Below are 18,940 nucleotides of genomic sequence, written 5' to 3' on the forward strand. Positions count from 1 at the left end.
TTGTTGGTCTTTTCAAGCCGTCATTCGGCGTCGTCGTTCTCGAACGAGGCGATCATCTGTGCGCCCCAATCGAGCTGTTCCTTGAGGTCGGCAATTGCCACGTCCAGCTCCTCGCGCTGTTTTTCCAGCGTGTCCAGGTGCTTGCGAGCGATGTCGAAGGTTTTGCGCAGCTGCGTCTGCTGCTGGTCGCCCATGTCATAGAGGTCGAGCAGCTGGCGGATTTCCTCGAGCGCAAAGCCGAAGCGCTTGCCGCGCAGGATCAGCTTCAACCGCGCACGGTCGCGTTTGGTGAAGAGGCGCTTCTGCCCCTCCCGGATCGGAGAGAGCAGCTCTTTCGCTTCGTAGAAGCGCAAGGTGCGGGCGGTCACGCCATAGGCGTCGCACATCTCGCGAATGGTCATCAACTCATCGGTCATTGTCGTCTCCGATATCGAATGCGGGTGCCCCGTGTGTTCGGGTCATGTCCCTTGCCTACACTAGAACTTTACGTTGACGTAAATGTAACGTGACGTCAAAGTTTTTGGCGACGGAACGTCAATTTCGGCTGAAACTGGCTTACGTCGGGGCAGCTTTGCGGGTCGCAATGGCAAAACGCCCCGGGCGCGGGGCTCCGGGGCGTCGAACGGCGTCGAATCGGATGTAGGTTTGCTTGCGGCTCAGCCCAGGTCTTTGGCCACATCGTCGCGCAGCTTCTGCAGGTCGGTGATCGACTCGACCAGTTCCTCCTGCTGTTTGCGCAGGGCGACCAGCTGCCGGTCCGCCAGTTCTACCCAGGCCTGCATCTGCGCGTCCGTGCCTTCCTCGTCGTAGATCAGCAGCCACTGGCGCAGCTCCTCCAGCGAGAACCCGAAGCGGCGCCCGCGCAGGATCAGCGTCATGCGCGCCACTTCGCGCGGGGTATAAAACCGCGAACGGCCTTCCTTTTCCGGGTTCAGAAGCTCGATATACTCGTAATATCTGAGCGTGCGCGGGGTCACATCGAACCTGGCGCACATTTCCTTGAAGGTCAGGCGTTCCTCGGACATGTCGGCTCCCCGGTCTTTCATCTTGACGCGAAGGTAGTCCGCCTGAGCGCAGGATTCAATTCATGAAACCCGGCGCGAGGAATTGGAACGTATAGGCGACGATCAGGGCGGGCAGGGCAGAGTAGACCGTGGCCATCATCGCAGCCCGCGGGTTCAGCGCAATCGCCGGGAACAGCGCGTCGCCGTCGTTTGAGATCGCATTGCCCATCACCGCGGCGAAGGGGATCACACCGTTGATATAGAGCGTCGTCACCAGCACCTGAGGGCCGCAACCGGGGATGAAGCCGATCAGCACGCCCATCAGCGGCAGAAGCGGCGCGACGGTCTGGAACAGGAGCCCGATATCGATCCCGCCGAACTGGGCTACATAGTCATAGGCCAGGTAGGCGCCGATCACCCAGACCGAGATGAAACTGGTCTCTTCGGCCATGCGCGTCACCGGCGCATCCTTGGTGTTGGTCATGGCCGCCAGGATCGAGGAGGACCAGATGAACAGGCCCAGAAAGGTGCCCGCCAAGGCAATCGGCAGGATCGGCACACCCAGGATGTGGCTGATTTCGACCTGTCCCAACTGCGCGCCCCCTACGATCAGCCCGGGGATGGCCAGGGCCAGGTACGCCCAGTAGGTCGGGTGGGTCCGGCCAATGAGGGGCGCAATCTCGCAGGCGCCGTGGTTGATCTCTCGGTATTCATGGCTGTGGAACCGATCGACGATCCAGCCCGACAAGATGCCGGCCACAAGGGACATGGGCAGCACCACGGCGGCCGCATCCGGCCGCGTGGCGATCAGAAGGAAGGCTGCGTCACCCATGGTCGCGGTCAGCGTCGCCACCACCGCACCGAAGCCGACATTGCCCGAACTGTAGGCGGCCACGACCACAACGGCGCCACCACATCCGGGTGTCGTGCCCAAAAGAGCGGCCAGGGGCACCTGTGCCCCGCGCGCGTTCTTCAGCGAGGCACCGATGTCGAACTTGAACAACCGCTCGGCCCCATAGAACAGCATCAGCGTCGCGGCCACGAAGACCGACACCTGCACATAGGCGTCCACCATCAGCGAGCGCGTCAACTCGCCCAGTTGCCCGGGCCAGGCTGCCAGGGCAGCCAGGATCAGCACCACGATCAGGCGGTTGCGCCGGAACAAACCCCGGCGTTCGGCGGGGACGGGGGCGGAGATCGTGTCGGTCATGGAATCCTGCAATTGAGAACTATTCTCAATTGCGGAAAATAGCACTTGCCCCGCCTTATGCAAGCAAGAATAAATCACGGGGACAAATGCGGAAGGATTGCGGGGACATGAACGGGCTGACCCCTGAAAAGAAAGCGGAAATCGCCAAACGCTTTACCGAGGCGATCCCCCATAGCAAGGCTTTGGGCATGGAGCTGACCCGGATAGGCAACGGCGAGGCCTTCATTGAAATGCCCTATGACGAGCGGTTCATCGGTGATCCCCGCACGGGGGTGATTCACGGTGGTGCGGTCTCGGCGCTTCTGGACACCTGCTGCGGGGCCTCGGTTATGAGCCATTCAAGAGCCCCCGCGATCACCGCCACAATCGACCTGCGCATCGACTACATGCGCCCCGCCACGCCGGGGCAGAAGATCCGCGCCCATGCGACCTGCTACCGGGTGACGAAATCCGTGGCCTTCGTTCGGGCCGTGGCGATGGATGACGATGATGACCGTCCCGTGGCCACCGCCGCCGGCACCTTTACCGCCGACCATGCGCCGGGGCGCAAGTCCAGCGAGGCCCTGTCATGAGCCGTCCCAGGCCTGAACCGGTCCATGTGGTCCAGAAACGCCGCGACGCCGCGCTGCGCGCGCTGGTGCATGGGGTGCCCTATGTGGAGTTCCTGGGCATCGAGTTCGACCGCCGTGGTGACGAACTGACCGCGCTTCTGCCCTTCGCGGACAAGCTGATCGGCAATCCGATGTTGCCCGCCATTCATGGCGGGGTCACGGCGGCCTTTCTGGAAACTTCGGCGATCATCGAACTGGGTTGGTCGATCCTGTGGGACCAGATCGAAAGCGGCCAGGTCGATCCCGAGGAGCTGACCCCCGGCCAGCTGCCGCAATTTCCCAAGACGATCGGCTTTACCGTCGACTACTTGCGTTCGGGCCTGCCGCGCAATGCCTATGCGCGGGCGCGGGTGGTGCGGTCCGGGCGGCGCTATGCGTCGGTCCATGTCGAAGCCTGGCAGGACAACCGGGACAAGCTCTTTGCCCAGGCAACAGGGCATTTCCTGATGCCGATGATGGATGAATGAAAATTTACACCGCGATCTGACCCATGCGAGGGTTCTCAAGATCGCAATTCCAATAGTTCTGGCCAATGCCACTGTGCCGATCCTGGGCGCGGTGGACACGGGTGTGGTCGGGCAGATGCAGGCAGCCGCCCCGATCGGTGCGGTCGGTATCGGCGCAATCATCCTCACCGCGATCTACTGGATCTTCGGCTTTCTGCGCATGGGCACGACCGGGTTGACGGCGCAGGCGCTGGGGGCCGGGGATCGCGGGGAGGTCGCGGCATTGCTGACCCGGTCGTTGCTGATCGGGCTGGTCGGCGGAGCGTTGATGGTCCTCATGCAGATGCCGCTGTTCTTCGGCGCCTTCCTGGTCGCGCCCGCCTCGCCCGAGGTCGAAAACCTAGCGCGGGATTACATGGCGATCCGGGTCTGGTCCGCGCCGGGCGCAATCGGGCTTTATGGCATTACCGGCTGGCTGATCGCCTGTGAACGCACCCGGGCGGTGCTCATCCTGCAGCTCTGGATGAACGGGCTGAACATTGCCCTGGATCTCTGGTTCGTGCTCGGGCTGGGCTGGGGCGTGAACGGCGTGGCCCTGGCGACATTTCTTGCGGAATGGAGCGGCTTCGCCCTTGGTCTCTGGCTTTGCCGTGAGGCTTTCCGGCGGCCCGAATGGCGCGTCTGGTCGCAGGTGTTCGACCGGGTGATCCTGAAGCGCATGGCGGTTGTAAACGGCGACATCATGATGCGCAGCGCGATGTTGCAGACCCTGTTCGTGAGTTTCCTGTTCTACGGGGCCAGGTTTGGCGACGTGACCCTGGCCGCCAACCAGATTTTGCTGCAATTCCTGCATATTACCGCTTATGCTATGGATGGTTTCGCCTTCGGCGCCGAGGCTCTGGTCGGTCAGGCACTGGGGGCACGCAACCGGGACGGGCTGCGCCGCGCCGCGGTCCTGTCAAGCTTCTGGGGCGGAATGATCGTGATCCTTCTGGCCCTGGTCTTTGCCCTGGGCGGCGGGCTGATCATCGATCTCATGACCAATGCGCCCGAGGTGCGCATCGAAGCGCGGCTCTACCTGATCTGGATGGTGCTGGCTCCGCTCCTTGGCTGGGCCGCCTGGATGCTGGATGGGATATTCATCGGCGCCACCCGCACCCGTGACCTGCGCAACATGATGGCCCTGTCCTTTGCCGTCTACCTTGCGGCGCTGGCGATCTGCCTGCCGCTTTGGGGCAACCACGGGCTGTGGGTGGCGCTGTTGATCAGCTTTCTGGCGCGCGGGGCGACACTGGCCTGGAAATACCGGCAGCTTGAGGCACAGGCGGGTTAGAACAGCTCCAGCACGCTTTCCGGCGGACGACCGATCCGTGCTGCGCCTTCCCTGATCACGATTGGGCGTTCGATCAGGATCGGGTGTGCCACCATGGCGGCGATCAGCCTGTCCGGCGCGCTGTCACGGCTCAGGCCCAGCTCCTTGAAGACTTTCTCGCCGGTGCGCATTGCCTCGATCGGGGCCTTGCCCAACGCGGCCAGGGTTGCGCGGATGTCTGCCTCCCCGGGGGAGTCCTCGAGGTACTTGCGCACCTCCGGGACATGGCCGTTTTCCTCGAGCAGCGCGAGGGTCTGACGCGACTTGGAACAGCGCGGGTTGTGCCAGATGATCAGGCTCACAGCCAATCCTCCCGACCGGTTCCGACCGCGTCTGAGACATGGGCGAACCCGTCGCGCGCCAACAGGCCATCGAGCCCCAGAGCGATGTCCTCGACCAGCGACAGCCCCTTGTAGGCGAGCGCCGAATACAGCTGGACCACATGGGCGCCGGCGCGGATTTTCTGATAGGCGTCTTCGGCCGACCCGATGCCGCCCACACCGACAAGAGGCATTTCGCCATGGGTCAACTGGCTCAGACGGGCCAGGACTCGAGTAGATTTTTCGAACAATGGAGCGCCGGAAAGGCCGCCTTTCTCGCCCTTATCTGCACTTTTCAAACCTTCGCGGTCCAAAGTGGTGTTTGTGGCTATCACCGCGTCGATCTTGACTTCCATAGCGACCTCGGCCACTTCGGCCAGTTCCTGATCGCTCAGGTCCGGGGCGATCTTGAGAAAGATCGGGGTGTATTTGCCCAAGGTGTCGCGCACGTCCAGCACCCCGGTCAGCAGCGCACGCAGCGCTTCGGCCCCTTGAAGATCACGCAGTTTCTCGGTGTTGGGCGACGAGACGTTCACCGTCGCGAAATCCACCAGCGGGCCGCAACTGGCCAGCACATTCGCGAAATCCGCCGCGCGGTCTTCGCTGTCTTTGTTTGCGCCCAGATTCAGCCCCACCGGCACCGGGCGGCGGCGCGAACGGCGGGTCAGGCGGGCGGCGGCGGCTTCCATCCCTTCGTTGTTGAAACCGTAGCGGTTTATCACCGCCTGATCTTCGGTCAGGCGAAAGAGGCGCGGTTTCGGGTTGCCCTGCTGGGCGCGCGGCGTGACGGCGCCCACTTCAACGAAGCCGAAACCCGCCTGGGTCAGCGCATCCACCACCTGGGCATTTTTGTCGTAGCCAGCGGCGAGGCCCACGGGGTTGGTCAGCTCCATGCCGCAGAAGTTCGTTTTAAGCCGGTCCGTGCTGACCAGGCCGGAAAGGGGTACAATCCCCAGCCGCATCGCGGTCAGTGCCAGCGAATGGGAGCGTTCGGGATCGACCTGGTGCAGCGCCTTCAGCGCGATCTTTTCGATGAGGTTCATTCCATGTCCTCCGGAAATTCATGCCCCTGCGGACCCAGCGGCAGCGGGCGGTGCCACAGCACGTCGTTCATGCGCAATACCCTGTAAAGATGCGGGAAAAGCGCGCCACCACGCGAGGGTTCCCACTTCAGCGCCTCCCCGAGTGTCTCGGCGTCCAGGGCCAGAAGCTCCAGCCCGTCCTCGCCCGCGAAATGCTTTGCGGCCGTTTCGGCCGCCTGGGTGGCGGTGGAAAAATGCACGAAGCCGTCGGTCAGGTCGACGGGGGCGCCCGGCGTCTCGCCCGCCGCCTGGAAGGCCGCCCATTCGTCGGCCCGGAAGATCTTGTAAATCAGCATGGGGCCGACATGCCGCGATGTGACCCAGAGGTCAAGATGACACTGTCACGCGGCTGTCACCTGCTGGTGCGATATGGCTGACCCGAGGGCAATCAAGGTCAGGTTTTGACAGGGGCAGCGACTCGCGCCAATCTGACCACAAGATCAAAAATCAGGGGGATACCATGATGAAACATGTTCTGACGTCGGTCGCGGCGCTGGCCGTGACCAGCGGCATGGCAATGGCGGATTACACGCTGACCATTCTGCACACCAATGATTTCCACGCGCGCTTCGAGCCGATCAGCAAATACGACAGCGGATGTAGCGCGGAGGACAATGCCGAGGGCAAGTGTTTCGGCGGCTCGGCCCGTTTGCAGACGGCCATCGATGCGGCGCGCGCGCGCTCGAACAACGCGATCCTTGTGGATGGCGGCGACCAGTTCCAGGGCACGTTGTTCTACACCTACTACAAAGGCGCGCTGGCGGCCGAGATGATGAACCAGATGGGCTATGACGCGATGACCGTGGGCAACCACGAATTCGACGACGGCCCCGAGGTGCTGCGCGGCTTCATGGATGCCGTGAATTTCCCGGTCTTGATGTCGAACGCCGATGTTTCCGGAGAGGAGCTGCTGGCCGGCAAGCTGGCGAAATCTACCGTGATCGAACGCGGCGGCGAGAAGCTGGGGCTGATCGGCCTGACTCCGCAGGACACGGACGAACTGGCCAGTCCTGGCGACGACGTGATTTTTACCGACCCTGTCCAGGCGGTGCAGGGCGAGGTCGACAAGCTGACCGAAATGGGCGTGAACAAGATCATCGTGCTCAGCCACTCGGGCTTTGGCGTCGATCAGCGCGTGGCGGCGGAAACCACCGGTGTGGACGTGATCGTCGGCGGCCATAGCAACACGTTGCTGTCGAACACGAACGAGCGCGCCGAGGGGCCCTATCCAACCATGGTTGGCGGGACGGCCATCGTCTCGGCCTATGCTTATGGCAAGTTCCTGGGCGAGCTGAACGTGACTTTCAATGACGCGGGTGAAATTACCGAGGCCGTGGGCGAGCCGCTGATCATGGATGGCGAGGTGCAGGAGCACGAGGCCACCGTGGCGCGCATCGCCGAAGCGGCCAAGCCGCTGGAAGAAGTTCGCAACCGCGTAGTCGCCCAGGCCGCCGAGGCCATCGACGGCGAACGTGGCTCCTGCCGGGCAGGGGAATGCACCATGGGCAATATCATCGCCGACGCCATGCTGGCGCGGGTCAAGGACCAGGGCATCCAGATTGCGCTCCAGAACGGCGGCGGCATCCGCGCCTCGATCGACGCGGGTGACGTGACCATGGGCGAGGTGCTGACCGTGCTGCCGTTCCAGAATACGCTTTCGACCTTCCAGGTCTCGGGCGCAACGGTTCTGGAAGCGTTGGAAAACGGGGTCAGCCAGCTCGAGGACGGCGCGGGCCGTTTCGCGCAGGTCGCCGGCCTGAAATACACTTTCGATGTCTCGCAATCCGCAGGTTCGCGCGTGTCAGACGTGGTGGTAATGGAAGGCGGCGCCTGGGTCGCGATCGATCCGGCCAAGACCTATGGCGTTGTCTCGAACAACTACGTGCGCAATGGCGGCGATGGTTACAAGATGTTCAAGGACGCTGAAAACGTCTATGATTTCGGCCCGGACCTGGCGGATGTGACCGCCGAATACATGGCCGCGATGGGGCCGGTCATGCCGAAACTGGACGGGCGTATCACAGCGAAATAACCGCCTGTTGACGATTGCGGCCCCTGCCGGGAAACTGGTGGGGGCCTTTTCTTTTGCGAGGGACGGATGGACCACCCGTTGATCGACCTCATCAATGCGAAAATCCGCGCCGCCGAGGAGGCGGGCGAGTTCGACAATCTGGAAGGGGCGGGCAAGCCACTGCCCAAGGTGGACGACCCGGAGAACGCTCTGATCAACCGGTTGATCAGGGAAAACGGGGCCGTGCCGGAATTCGTGACCTTGTCGCGGGAGCTTGAGCGCTTGCGCGCCGAGCTGCGCGAGACCGGGGATCGCACACGGCGGCGCGAGATCATGAAGGAAATGTCCATGATGGACGCCAAGATCGAGCTGGCCCGCAAGGCGCATCGCTGATGTGCGGTCGGTTCGCACTGACCTTGCCGACAGATGCGATGGCCGCGCTGTTCGGCGCGATCCCGGCAAATGACCTGCCACGGGTGCCCAATTTCAATATCTGTCCCACAAACTCGGTCCATGTGGTCTGGACCGGCGAGGGGCGGCGGCTGTCGGCAATGCGCTGGGGCTTTCTGCCCTTCTGGTACAAGAGCCCGACGGACGGCCCTCTGCTGATCAATGCGCGGGCAGAGACCCTTGCCGAAAAACCGGCCTTTCGCGCGGCGGCCCGCGAACGGCGCTGCCTGATCCCGGCCACGGGGTTTTACGAATGGACCAAAACGCCGGATGGCGCGCGGCTGCCCTGGTATATCCACCGGCGGGACGAGGCCCCCCTGGCTTTCGCCGGGGTCTGGCAGGACTGGGGCGAGGACGGGCTGCCCACCTGCGCCATCGTCACCTGCGGCGCGAATGAAAGCATGTCGGCGATCCATCACCGAATGCCTGTTGTGCTGGAACAGGATGACTGGGGCAAATGGCTGGGCGAAGAAGGCCACGGAGCGGCGGTTCTGATGCAGCCTGCCGGGGAAGATATCCTGACATTTCATCGGGTTGACCCGAAAGTAAATTCGAACCGCGCCTCCGGTCCCCAGTTGATCGACCCGTTGCCCGGAGGGCGTAGGCCGGCGGAGCCGCTGCGCGGTGCCTGATTGTGTGTTTGTCGCAGGGGGCGCCGTTGCACCCGGCCTTCGACTTGGTAGAGTGGGGCGGAGCAGTCGGAGGAAGGCAAGATGGCCGAACGCAGCACCCTGTCGCATCTGTTGGGGCGTATCGCCCGGGTTGGGCGGGGCCAGGGCACGGCCCGCGACCCGCTGACCCTTTGCGAAGATTTGCTGGGCGACAAAGGCGAGGTGTCGGGCCTCGCCGCCGCGATGGAAATCCTCGATGGGGCCGAGGCGCTGGACAATGGTGAACTGGGCGATTTCTTTGCCGCCCTGGCTGACCGGTTCTGTGTCGACGGCAAAGCCTTGGCCAAGGCGGTGGCGGACTGGGACGGTAAAAGTCCCGAGGGCGCCCGCGCCATTCACGAGGTCAGCGAACCGCGCAGCCAGGAACTGATCCGCCGCATCAACCGCGCGCCCGGTGCCACCGCGCGCCTGGTGGCGCTGCGGGCCAAGCTGGTGCAGCACGCCCGCGCCAACCCGGCGTTGGCGGGGCTGGATGGTGATTTCCTTCATCTCTTTGCCAGTTGGTTCAACCGTGGTTTCCTGGAATTGCGCCATGTCGATTGGCAGAGCCCGGCGGAAGTGCTGGAAAAGATCATCTCCTACGAGGCGGTGCATGAGATCACCGGCTGGGACGATCTGCGCCAGCGGGTGGCGGACCCGGACCGGCGGCTCTTTGCCTTCTTTCACCCGGCGATGCCGGACGACCCGCTGATCTTCGTCGAAGTGGCGCTGATGGCCGAGATCCCCGGCGCAATCGGCCAGATCATCAACGGTACGCGCGAGGCGCTCGACCCGGAGGCCGCCAGGGTCGCGGTGTTCTATTCGATTTCCAACTGTCAGGCGGGGCTGCGCGGGATTTCCTTCGGGAATTTCCTGATCAAACAGGTGGTGGCCGAACTTCAGGCCGAGCTGCCGGGGCTGAACACTTTCGTCACGCTGAGCCCGGTTCCCGGCCTCAGGCATTGGGCCATGGCCGGCGGGGAAGGGATGCTCGAGGGTGTCGGGTGGAGGCCCGAGGACGGCATTCCCGACCCGCTGACCACGGCGCGGATCGCCGCGCGCTACCTGACTGGCGCGCGCCGCTCCATGGGCACCGCGTTCGACCCGGTCGCGCATTTCCACCTCGGCAATGGGGCGCAGCTCCATGCGGTGCATGCGGGCGCCGATCCCTCGGATACGGGACTGGGGAACTCCTGGGGGGTCATGGTGAATTACCTCTATGATTTGAGCAAGATAGAAGCCCACCACCAGGCCTATGCCAATGAGGGCGAGATCGCCGCGGCGCCGAAGGTGCGCCAGCTGGCGCGAATGTAGAGGACCATGAGCATGTACCGACAGAACTACCTGGCCCACGCCATTTCGCGGGCCTCGGACGGACGCGGAGAGGGATTGTTCCTGACCCGCCACCCGGACGGGGCGACGGTGCGCTATGCCGATTTCTGGAAAAATGCCGAACGCATGGCGGCGGTGCTGGTGGCGGCGGGCGTGACCCCGGGCGACCGGGTCGCCGTACAAGCGCCCAAGACCGTGGCCATGCTGGAACTTTACGTGGGTTGCGTGCTGGCCGGCGGGGTATTTCTGCCGCTCAACACTGCCTATACGCCCGCCGAGGTGGCGTATTTCCTGGGTGACGCCCGCCCGCGGGTCCTGGTCTGCGATCCAGAGAAACTGGAGGCGCTGACACCCATCGCGGTCGAGGCGGGTGTTGCGAACATCTTTACCCTCGGCGCGGGCGAGATTGGGTCACTGATCGATGCCAGGGCCGGGGCGGAGCCGGGGTTCACCGCCGTGGCGCGCGGCGCGCAGGATCTGGCGGCGATCCTTTACACCTCTGGTACGACGGGACGCTCGAAAGGCGCCATGCTGACCCACCGGGCGCTGGCATCGAACAGCGAGGTGCTGCGGGACTATTGGCGCTTTACCTCCGATGACGTGCTGATCCACGCCCTGCCGATTTTCCACACCCACGGGCTTTTCGTGGCCACCAATGTGACGCTGATGGCGGGCGGGTCGTGCATTTTCATGCCCGGTTTCGACGCCGGGGCCGTGCTGGGCTACATGCCTCGCGCCACGGCTCTGATGGGCGTGCCCACCTTCTATACCCGGCTCCTGGACCAGCAGGGCCTGGGCGAGGCTGCGAAGGGCATGCGCCTCTTCGTGTCCGGTTCCGCGCCCCTGTTGGCCGAGACCCATGAACGCTGGCGGGCGGCAACCGGCCACGCGATCCTGGAACGATACGGCATGACCGAGACGAACATGAACAGCTCGAACCCCTATGAGGGCGAGCGCCGCGCGGGCACGGTGGGGTTCCCGCTGCCCGGGGTTGAGCTGAAAGTCTGCGATGCGGAGACCGGGCAGGAGGTCGCAACCGGCCAGATCGGCGTGATTGAGGTGCGCGGCCCGAATGTGTTTGCCGGTTACTGGCAGATGCCCGAAAAGACCGCCGAGGAGCTGCGCGCGGATGGCTGGTTCATTACCGGCGACCTCGGCATGGTGGATGCGGACGGCTATGTCACCATCGTCGGGCGCGGCAAGGATCTGATCATTACCGGCGGGTTCAATGTCTATCCGAAGGAGGTCGAGGGCGTGATCGATGCGCTGCCCGGCGTGCTGGAAAGCGCCGTGATCGGCGTGCCGCACAAGGATTTCGGTGAAGGGGTCGTGGCCGTCGTGGTGCCCGAGAAAGGCGCGGACGTCTCTTCCGAGGCGATCATTGACGGTGTGGCGGACAAGCTGGCGAAGTTCAAGCAGCCGAAGTCGGTGGTCATGCTGGCCGAACTGCCGCGCAACACCATGGGCAAGGTGCAGAAAAACGTGCTCAGGGAGAAATATGCGGCGCTTCTCTCGTGAGGGGGCGCCTTTTCCTCTTGTGCCTGCGGTGATGGTGTTCCCCTGCTTGCCGGATACGTGACCGGTAAGGCTGGGACGGGGCTCTGCCCCGGCGGCAGCGCGCTGCCGCTCCCCGGGATATTTGGGGAAAGTTGAAAGGGGTCAGAGCCGGTCCCTGAGCCGGTACCCCCAATAGGCGCCGCGCAGGAGCAGGCGGCGGGCGGGGCCAAGTGGAAAACGGGTGAGCGGCGCGTTGTGGATTTTGCCGGCGTTGCCACGGCCCAGTGCCAGATCGGCAAGCCGTGCGCCGGTCCAGGTGCCCATGGCGACGCCATTGCCGTGGTAGCCCAGCCCGGCCCAGGCGTTCGGCCAGTCCCCCAGCGGCCCGGCATAGGGGGTGAGCTTGCGGGTCAGGCAAAGCAGGCCGGACCAGAAATGGGGCGTTTCGACATCCGTCCAGGCGGGAAACATCCGGGCGAGGTCGGTACGGGTCTTTGTGCGCATGGCCGTCTGGCCGTCGAGGCTGGCCGCGACATTTCCGCGGGTGCCGATCAGGAAGCGCCCGTCGGGGAGCAGGCGAAAATAATGCAGGAGCTTGCGCGTGTCATAAGCCATCAGGTCGGTTGTCCAGCCCTGGGCGGCCCGCTCGCTCTTGGAAAGAGGACGGGTGATGAGGATGTTCGATTGCACCGGCAGGTAGCGGCCCGAGAGCCAGTCGGGCAGGTCCTCGGCACTGTAGCCATTGGTGGCGAGGATCAGTTTTCGTGCCGTGACCAGGCCGCGTGGCGTGTCGAGCCGGTAGCCTTCCACAACCGGGGTGATCGCTGTCACCGGGCTCTGGGCGCGGATGTCCGCCCCGGCCGTCTGTGCCGCGATGGCGAGCCCGTGGGCATAGAGCGCCGGGTTCAGCGCGAAGCCCAGTTTCAGGTGCATGGCGCCATGAAATTCGGCCCCCGCCATGCCGCGCTCTGCCAGGGCTTCGCCGGGGATCACCTCGGCGGCGACCCCCATGGCCTGCCAATCCGCCGCATCTGCCTTGAGGGCCGCCATGCGGGAGGGGAGGTGGGCCAGCCGCACTTCGCCATCGGAGTGGGTTTCCGCCGCGATGCCGTGTGTGTCGAGCAGGTCTGCAACCAGGTCCACAGCGGCCCGTTCGGTGGCGTAGTAGGCGCGGGTGGCCTCCTCGCCGTAGCGTTTGGCCATGGTTTCGGGTGAGGTTTTCGCCCCGCCCGCGCAGCAAAAGCCGCCGTTTCGGCCGGAGGCGCCCCAGCCGGGATATTCGCTGTCAAGCACCGTGACCTGCGCCCCGGCCCGGGCCAGGTGGAGCGCGGCGGAGAGCCCGGTATAGCCCGCGCCGATCACGGCGACCTCGGTGGTCAGGTCGCCGTCGACCCGTGGCCAGTCATGGTCGGGCAGGCGCCAGAAACACTCGGCACGGGCGTCCTGCCCGTAAGCAAAGGGTTCATAGATGCGTTTCACAGACGCCCCAGGTAGGTCCTGTATTCCACCTGGCTGATTTCATTGGCCAGCTTGACGATCTCGTCATGGCGTACGGCCGCATAGATGTCGCGGTAGCGCGCGCCAAGAAGGTCCTCGATGAAAGGGCTGGCCTCGAAAGCCTCGACCGCCTGGCGCCAGGTTGCCGTGAGGCGGGGCGCGCGGACCGAGTTCGGGTCATCCAGCGGCAGGGGCAGGTCGGGTTCGGTGTCGAGCCCGTGCAGCATGCCGCCGAGGATCGCGGCAATTGCCAGATAGGGGTTGGCATCCGCGCCGGCGATGCGGTGTTCCAGCCGTGCGCCGGGGCCCTTGACCTCGGGCAGGCGTACACCGGCGGCGCGGTTGTCGAAGCCCCAGTCGGGGGCAGAGGGGGCAAAGCTCATCGGCTGGAAGCGGCGGTAGGAGTTCATGTGCGGGGCAAACAGCGCCTGTGCCTCGCGCATGGTGCTCAGCACTCCGCCCACGGCGGCTTTCAGCGTGTCCGACACGCCGTCTCCGTCGTGGTCGAAGATGTTCGTGCCATCGGCATCCACCACCGAGACATGGGCATGCAGCCCGTTGCCCGGGAAGCCCGCGTAGGGTTTGGGCATGAAGGTTGCTTCCATCCCGTGCGCCCGTGCCACGCCCCGCACCAGGCGGCGGAACAGAAGCGCGGTATCGGCCGCCTCCATCACGTCATCGGTATGGTGGAAGTTGATCTCGAACTGGCCCGGTCCGTATTCGGCAATCAGCGTATCCGTGGCCAGCCCCTGCGTGGCGGCGGCGTCGAGGATCGCGTCAAGGATACCCTGGGTGCGTTCCAGTACCTCCAGGTCATAGTTCTGCGCCATGGGCGAGCGGTCGGGTGGTTCAGGCGCGGCGTCGAGCTCGGCGCGCGGTTTGAACAGGTAAAACTCCAGCTCGGTTGCCAGCACCGGGTTGAGGCCCCGGTCGGCAAAGCGATTGGCCACCTTGGCAAGCTGCACACGGGGCGACAGCTGGCTGAGCTCGCCGGTGTCCGGGTCAAGCATTTCCACCTGGACCTGGGCCACGTGCCCCTCTGCCCAGGGCACGGGTTTCAACGTTCCCGCAATCGGCACGATGCGCCCGTCCGGGTCGCCCTTGACGATCCCAAGTCCGGTTTCCGGCACCTCTTCGCCCAGGATGTTGGGCGCATAGGTCGAATGGGGCAGGCGCACGCCGCCCTCTGCCAGTTTCTTTTCATCATTGCCGGGCAGCCATTTGCCGCGCAGGACCGCGTTCAGGTCGCACAGCATCAGCTCCAGCCGGTCGGGGCGGCCGTGGGTGGCGCAATAAGCGGCGTATTCCTCAAGAAAGTTGGACATCAGATTGCTTCCTGTTCTTCCTTCTGGCGCCGCATGATGGCGCGCTTGGACATGAGCGAGGTGGTGATTACGCCAACCGCGACGATCGAGATCAGGATGGTAGACAGCGCGTTGATCTCGGGCGAGACCCCCAGGCGCACCGCCGAGAAGATCTTGATCGGCAGGGTGGTGGAGCTGGGCCCTGCGGTAAAGGAGGCGATGACCAGGTCGTCGAGCGACAGGGTAAAGGCCAGCAGCCAGCCGGAGATCACGGCGGGCGCAATGATCGGCAGCGTCACCAGGCGGAAGGCTTCGAAGGGGGTGGAACCCAGGTCCAGCGCAGCCTCCTCCAGTGACCGGTCGAATGTTACCAGCCGCGAACTGACCACGACCGAGACATAGCACATCGAAAAAGTCGTATGCGCCAGTACGATGGTGATGATCGAGCGATCCAGACCGATGGCGATGAACAGAAGCAGCAGCGACAGGCCGGTGATCACCTCGGGCATCACCAGCGGCGCGTAGATCATCCCGGAGAACAGTGTGCGCCCGAAGAACCGCCCGCCGCGCACAATCGTGTAGGCGGCCATGGTGCCCAGCACTGTGGCGAAGGTCGAGGACAGCAGCGCGACCTTCAGCGTGTTCAGGGCGGCGTCCAGGAAGGCTTCGTTGCGGAACAGCTCTCCATACCATTTGGTCGAGAACCCGGCCCAGACAGTGACCAGCTTGCCCCCGTTGAAGGAGTAGACGATCAGGATCAGCATCGGGATGTAGAGGAAGGCGAAGCCCAGGGTCAGGCTGACCGCGTTGAACCAGCTCAGGCGTCTCATCGTTCAGCCTCCCTTTGTTTTTCCTCGTTGCGCTGGAACAGCACGATGGGAATGATCAGAAGCAGGAGCAGGATCACCGCCACGGCGCTGGCCACCGGCCAGTCGCGGTTGGAGAAGAACTCCTCCCACAGCACCTTGCCGATCATCAGCGTCTTGGAGCCCCCCAGCAGCGCCGGGATCACGAACTCACCCATCGCCGGGATGAAGACCAGAAAGGAGCCCGCGATGATGCCCTGTTTTGACATCGGGAAAGTGACCAGCCAGAAGGCGGTGAAGCGTGAACAGCCAAGGTCTTCGGCTGCCTCCAGAAGGCTTTCGTCCAGCCGCTCCAGCGCGGCATAGATCGGCAGAACCATGAAGGGCAGGTAGGTGTAGACAATACCGATATAGACGGCGGTGTTGGTGTTGAGAATGGTCAGCGGCTCGCCGATCACCCCGATGCCCATCAGGAGTTGATTGAGCAGCCCCTCCTGGCTGAGGATCGCCTTCCACGCATAGACGCGGATCAGGAAGGAGGTCCAGAACGGCAGGATCACCAGCATCATCAGGGTCGGGCGCCATTCATCCGGCGCACGGGTCATGCCATAGGCGATGGGATAGCCCACGATCAGCGTCATGATGGTCGAGACAATCGCGATCTTCAGGCTCGACAGGTAGGCTTTCCAGTAGAGGCTATCCTCGGCAAGGAACCAGAAGTTCTCCAGGTCCAGTTGCGACGCCCAGTCGGTAAAGCCCTCCCAGCCGCGGCTCAGGTCAAGGGTCGGCGTATAGGGTGGGATCGCCAGTTCGATGTCCGACAAGCTGATCTTCAGCACGATCAGGAACGGCACCAGGAACAGCGCCAGAAGCCACAGGTAGGGGACGGAGATCAGTCCAAACCGGCGCATCTCAGTCCACCAGCACGGCGCCGGCCGTGTCCGTAAAGCTCAGCCAGACTTCGTCTTCCCAGGTAAAGCTGCGCCGCGCCACGCGGCGGGTGTTGGCGGTCTGGGCCTTGATGATCTGCCCGCCCGGCAGCTCGACGTGATAGGTCGAGATATTGCCCAGGTAGGCGATGTCATGGACCTTGCCGCGGATCGCATTGTTGCGGTCCGTGGGGCGGTCGCGGGTAATCGTCACCTTCTCGGGCCGGATCGCCAGCGCCACCTCGGTGCCTTCGGCCAGATCGCGTTTGGTGGCGGCCCAGAGCGGTGATTGCCCCTCGGCGAAATGGATGTGCACGTGGTCGGTATCGGCCCCCATGTCCTTCCTGCTGGCCTTGCCGCGAATGATGTTCACATCGCCCAGGAAGTCGGCAACATAGACCGAGTTGGGCTCTTCATAGATGCGGTCCGGCGTGTCGACCTGCACGATCTTGCCGTGATCCATGACGGCCACGCGGGAGGATACGGTCATCGCCTCTTCCTGGTCATGGGTCACGATCACGAAAGTGGTGCCGGTGGTTTCCTGGATGTCCATCAGCTCGAACTGGGTTTCCTGGCGCAGCTTCTTGTCGAGCGCACCAAGCGGTTCGTCCAGCAGCAGCAGTTTCGGCGCCTTGGCGAGGCTGCGTGCGAGCGCCACGCGCTGGCGTTGCCCGCCCGAGATCTGGTGCGGCTTGCGCTGGGCGAACTTGCCCAGCTGGACCAGGCGCAGCATTTCCTCGACCCGATTGCCGATCCTGTCCTTGTCCAGACCCTCACGACGCAGGCCGAAGGCGATATTGTCCCAGACCGACAGGTGCGGAAACAGCGCGTAGCTCTGGAACATCATGTTCACCGCGCGCTTGTTGGGTGGCACCGGGGCGATGTCCTGCCCGTCCAGAAGGATCGTGCCCTCGGTCGGGGTTTCGAACCCGGCAAGCATGCGCATCATCGTGGTCTTGCCGCAGCCCGACGGGCCCAGCAACGAAAAGAATTCCTTCTCGTGGATATCAAGCGTCAGATCGTCGATCGCGGTGAAGTCGCCGAAGCGCTTGGTCACGTTCCTGAACTGGATGATCGGCTTTGCTTCGGGGGCGTTCCACGGGGCAAAAACCTGTTGTGCGGCGGCATCGGCCATCGTCACCTTCCTTCGCGCATGTCTGGGATAGGAAAGCCCCCCCGAAAGGCCCGCTTGCGGGGGGGCAAAGGGCTCAGGTGCCCGATTTGATGCGGGTCCACATGCGGGTCACGACCCGCTGGACCTTCGCCGGGTAGGGTGTGGTGGTGTAGAGGTTTTCCAGCGTTGCCTCGTCCGGGTAGATCGCCGGATCCCCGATCACGTCCTCTTCCAGCAGCGGCTGCGACGCCTTGTTGCCGTTGGCGTAGTAGACGTAGTTCGATGCGTCCGCCATGTTCTGCGCATCCAGGATGAAGTTCAGGAAGGCATGCGCCCCTTCGGGGTTCGGTGCGTCGGCGGGAATTGCCATCTGGTCAAACCACATCAGCGCCCCTTCGGACGGGGCGTTGTAGGCGATCTCGACACCGTTCTCGGCTTCCACGGCACGATCGCGGGCCTGAAGGATGTCACCGGACCAGCCGATGGCCACGCAGATATCGCCATTGGCCAGCGCGTTGATGTATTCCGAGCTGTGGAATTTCTGCACATAGGGGCGCACGGCAGCCAGCACTGGCTCGGCCTTGGCGATCACGTCCGGATCATGGCTGTCCGGGTCTTCACCCAGATAGGCCAGGGCGGCCGGGATCAGTTCGGCCGGGGCATCCAGGAAATGCACGCCGCATTCGGCGAGCTTCTCCATGTTGGCCGGATCGAACACCAGGGCCAGCGACCCGACCGGAGCGTCCGCGCCTAGGACTTCGGTGACTTTGCCGACATTCACGCCGATCCCGGTGGTGCCCCACATGTAGTTGATCGAATAGGCGTTGTCCGGGTCGTATTTTTCGGTGCGCGCTTCGATCACGTCCCAGAGGTTGCCCGCATTGCTCAGTTTGGACGTATCGAGCTTCTGGAACGCACCCGCGATGATCTGGCGTTGCAGGAAAGTGCCCGACGGCACCACGACATCATAGCCCGACCCGCCGGCCAGCATCTTGGTCTCCAGCACCTCGTTCGAATCGAAAACATCATAGATCAGGTCAAAGCCGGTCTCGGCTTCGAACTTCTCCAGCAGTGCCTCGTCGATATAGTCCGACCAGTTGTAGACACGCACTTCTTCGGCGGTGGCGGCACCCGCGCCAAGGGCCAGCGCGACCCCCATAGTCACCCAAGTCTTGTTCATTTCAGTAGCTCCCTGTTGTTCGGGGTCGCGCCCCGGGTTGCGTGACATTTGATCAAAAAAATGCGCGTAAGGCAATATGGTAAAATTCACCGCAGCGCGTTAGGCTGCATTTCGAGCTTATCCAC

The 18,940-nt window shown here is 63.8% G+C and carries 20 protein-coding genes; 8 read left to right on the forward strand and 12 right to left on the reverse strand.

Annotated features, from left to right (window positions below):
* Window positions 1–20: 20 nt before the first annotated feature.
* From Q1V43_RS00605 to Q1V43_RS00615, 3 genes are all read right to left on the reverse strand, one after another.
* Window positions 21–416: a MerR family DNA-binding transcriptional regulator gene (locus Q1V43_RS00605; protein WP_300512855.1), complete on the reverse strand. Its 396-nt coding sequence runs from the start codon at window positions 414–416 to the stop codon at window positions 21–23.
* A 240-nt stretch (window positions 417–656) separates the two neighbouring features.
* Window positions 657–1,025 (reverse strand): MerR family DNA-binding transcriptional regulator, encoded by a 369-nt coding sequence (locus Q1V43_RS00610; RefSeq protein ID WP_300512952.1) that lies wholly within the window; start codon window positions 1,023–1,025, stop codon window positions 657–659.
* Between the two features lie 55 nt (window positions 1,026–1,080).
* Window positions 1,081–2,214 carry a putative manganese transporter gene (locus tag Q1V43_RS00615; RefSeq protein ID WP_300512857.1) on the reverse strand — a complete coding sequence of 378 codons (1,134 nt, stop codon included), beginning with the start codon at window positions 2,212–2,214 and terminating at the stop codon, window positions 1,081–1,083.
* Between the two features lie 107 nt (window positions 2,215–2,321).
* Between Q1V43_RS00615 and Q1V43_RS00620 the strand changes: the two genes are divergently transcribed.
* The 3 genes from Q1V43_RS00620 to Q1V43_RS00630 are packed head-to-tail and all read left to right on the forward strand — an operon-like array spanning window position 2,322 to window position 4,604.
* A complete protein-coding gene (locus Q1V43_RS00620) occupies window positions 2,322–2,786 on the forward strand; it encodes a PaaI family thioesterase (RefSeq protein WP_300512859.1) in 465 nt (154 codons plus the stop codon).
* Entirely contained in the window at window positions 2,783–3,292 is a 510-nt protein-coding gene (locus Q1V43_RS00625) for a PaaI family thioesterase (RefSeq protein WP_300512861.1), read from the forward strand. The genes Q1V43_RS00620 and Q1V43_RS00625 overlap by 4 nt, the downstream gene beginning before the upstream one ends.
* Complete coding sequence (locus Q1V43_RS00630; RefSeq protein WP_300512863.1) at window positions 3,285–4,604, forward strand: MATE family efflux transporter; 1,320 nt, start codon at window positions 3,285–3,287, stop codon at window positions 4,602–4,604. Before Q1V43_RS00625 ends, Q1V43_RS00630 begins: the two co-directional genes overlap by 8 nt.
* Here Q1V43_RS00630 and arsC read toward each other — a convergent pair.
* From arsC to Q1V43_RS00645, 3 genes are read right to left on the reverse strand one after another with little or no spacing between them, the layout of a single operon-like run.
* Window positions 4,601–4,951, reverse strand: coding sequence for an arsenate reductase (glutaredoxin) (arsC, locus tag Q1V43_RS00635; RefSeq protein WP_300512865.1), 351 nt, complete (start codon window positions 4,949–4,951; stop codon window positions 4,601–4,603). The two genes, Q1V43_RS00630 and arsC, sit on opposite strands and share 4 nt — an antisense overlap.
* Window positions 4,942–6,006: a quinone-dependent dihydroorotate dehydrogenase gene (locus Q1V43_RS00640; protein ID WP_300512867.1), complete on the reverse strand. Its 1,065-nt coding sequence runs from the start codon at window positions 6,004–6,006 to the stop codon at window positions 4,942–4,944. Before Q1V43_RS00640 ends, arsC begins: the two co-directional genes overlap by 10 nt.
* Window positions 6,003–6,341 (reverse strand): DUF952 domain-containing protein, encoded by a 339-nt coding sequence (locus tag Q1V43_RS00645; protein WP_300512869.1) that lies wholly within the window; start codon window positions 6,339–6,341, stop codon window positions 6,003–6,005. Before Q1V43_RS00645 ends, Q1V43_RS00640 begins: the two co-directional genes overlap by 4 nt.
* Window positions 6,342–6,508: 167 nt before the next feature.
* Between Q1V43_RS00645 and Q1V43_RS00650 the strand changes: the two genes are divergently transcribed.
* The 5 genes from Q1V43_RS00650 (at window position 6,509) to Q1V43_RS00670 (ending at window position 12,006) form a co-directional block, all read left to right on the forward strand.
* Window positions 6,509–8,077 carry a bifunctional metallophosphatase/5'-nucleotidase gene (locus Q1V43_RS00650; protein WP_300512954.1) on the forward strand — a complete coding sequence of 523 codons (1,569 nt, stop codon included), beginning with the start codon at window positions 6,509–6,511 and terminating at the stop codon, window positions 8,075–8,077.
* A 66-nt stretch (window positions 8,078–8,143) separates the two neighbouring features.
* The gene (locus tag Q1V43_RS00655; protein WP_300512871.1) at window positions 8,144–8,449 is read left to right on the forward strand and encodes a DUF1992 domain-containing protein; all 306 of its coding nucleotides are present in this window, start codon (window positions 8,144–8,146) and stop codon (window positions 8,447–8,449) included.
* Window positions 8,449–9,138, forward strand: a complete 690-nt coding sequence (locus Q1V43_RS00660; protein ID WP_300512873.1) for an SOS response-associated peptidase — start codon at window positions 8,449–8,451, stop codon at window positions 9,136–9,138. Before Q1V43_RS00655 ends, Q1V43_RS00660 begins: the two co-directional genes overlap by 1 nt.
* An 81-nt stretch (window positions 9,139–9,219) precedes the next feature.
* The gene (locus Q1V43_RS00665; protein WP_300512875.1) at window positions 9,220–10,470 is read left to right on the forward strand and encodes a malonyl-CoA decarboxylase; all 1,251 of its coding nucleotides are present in this window, start codon (window positions 9,220–9,222) and stop codon (window positions 10,468–10,470) included.
* 12 nt (window positions 10,471–10,482) lie between these two features.
* Window positions 10,483–12,006, forward strand: coding sequence for a malonyl-CoA synthase (locus Q1V43_RS00670; RefSeq protein ID WP_300512877.1), 1,524 nt, complete (start codon window positions 10,483–10,485; stop codon window positions 12,004–12,006).
* 141 nt (window positions 12,007–12,147) lie between these two features.
* Here the strand turns inward: Q1V43_RS00670 and Q1V43_RS00675 are convergent, their stop codons facing one another.
* The 6 genes from Q1V43_RS00675 to Q1V43_RS00700 all read right to left on the reverse strand — a co-directional run bounded on the left by Q1V43_RS00675 (window position 12,148) and on the right by Q1V43_RS00700 (window position 18,815).
* Window positions 12,148–13,464, reverse strand: a complete 1,317-nt coding sequence (locus tag Q1V43_RS00675; RefSeq protein WP_300512879.1) for an FAD-binding oxidoreductase — start codon at window positions 13,462–13,464, stop codon at window positions 12,148–12,150.
* A complete protein-coding gene (locus Q1V43_RS00680) occupies window positions 13,461–14,807 on the reverse strand; it encodes a glutamine synthetase family protein (RefSeq protein ID WP_300512881.1) in 1,347 nt (448 codons plus the stop codon). Before Q1V43_RS00680 ends, Q1V43_RS00675 begins: the two co-directional genes overlap by 4 nt.
* Window positions 14,807–15,616 (reverse strand): ABC transporter permease subunit, encoded by an 810-nt coding sequence (locus Q1V43_RS00685; protein WP_300512883.1) that lies wholly within the window; start codon window positions 15,614–15,616, stop codon window positions 14,807–14,809. Before Q1V43_RS00685 ends, Q1V43_RS00680 begins: the two co-directional genes overlap by 1 nt.
* Window positions 15,613–16,503: an ABC transporter permease subunit gene (locus Q1V43_RS00690; protein ID WP_300512885.1), complete on the reverse strand. Its 891-nt coding sequence runs from the start codon at window positions 16,501–16,503 to the stop codon at window positions 15,613–15,615. The genes Q1V43_RS00685 and Q1V43_RS00690 overlap by 4 nt, the downstream gene beginning before the upstream one ends.
* A 1-nt stretch (window position 16,504) precedes the next feature.
* Entirely contained in the window at window positions 16,505–17,656 is a 1,152-nt protein-coding gene (locus Q1V43_RS00695) for an ABC transporter ATP-binding protein (RefSeq protein WP_300512887.1), read from the reverse strand.
* Between the two features lie 73 nt (window positions 17,657–17,729).
* On the reverse strand, window positions 17,730–18,815 hold the full coding sequence (locus Q1V43_RS00700) for a polyamine ABC transporter substrate-binding protein (protein WP_300512888.1): 1,086 nt from the start codon (window positions 18,813–18,815) through the stop codon (window positions 17,730–17,732).
* Between the last annotated feature and the right edge of the window lie 125 nt (window positions 18,816–18,940).

It is taken from the genome of Aliiroseovarius sp., from assembly GCF_030148435.1.
Lineage (GTDB): Bacteria > Pseudomonadota > Alphaproteobacteria > Rhodobacterales > Rhodobacteraceae > JASBTN01.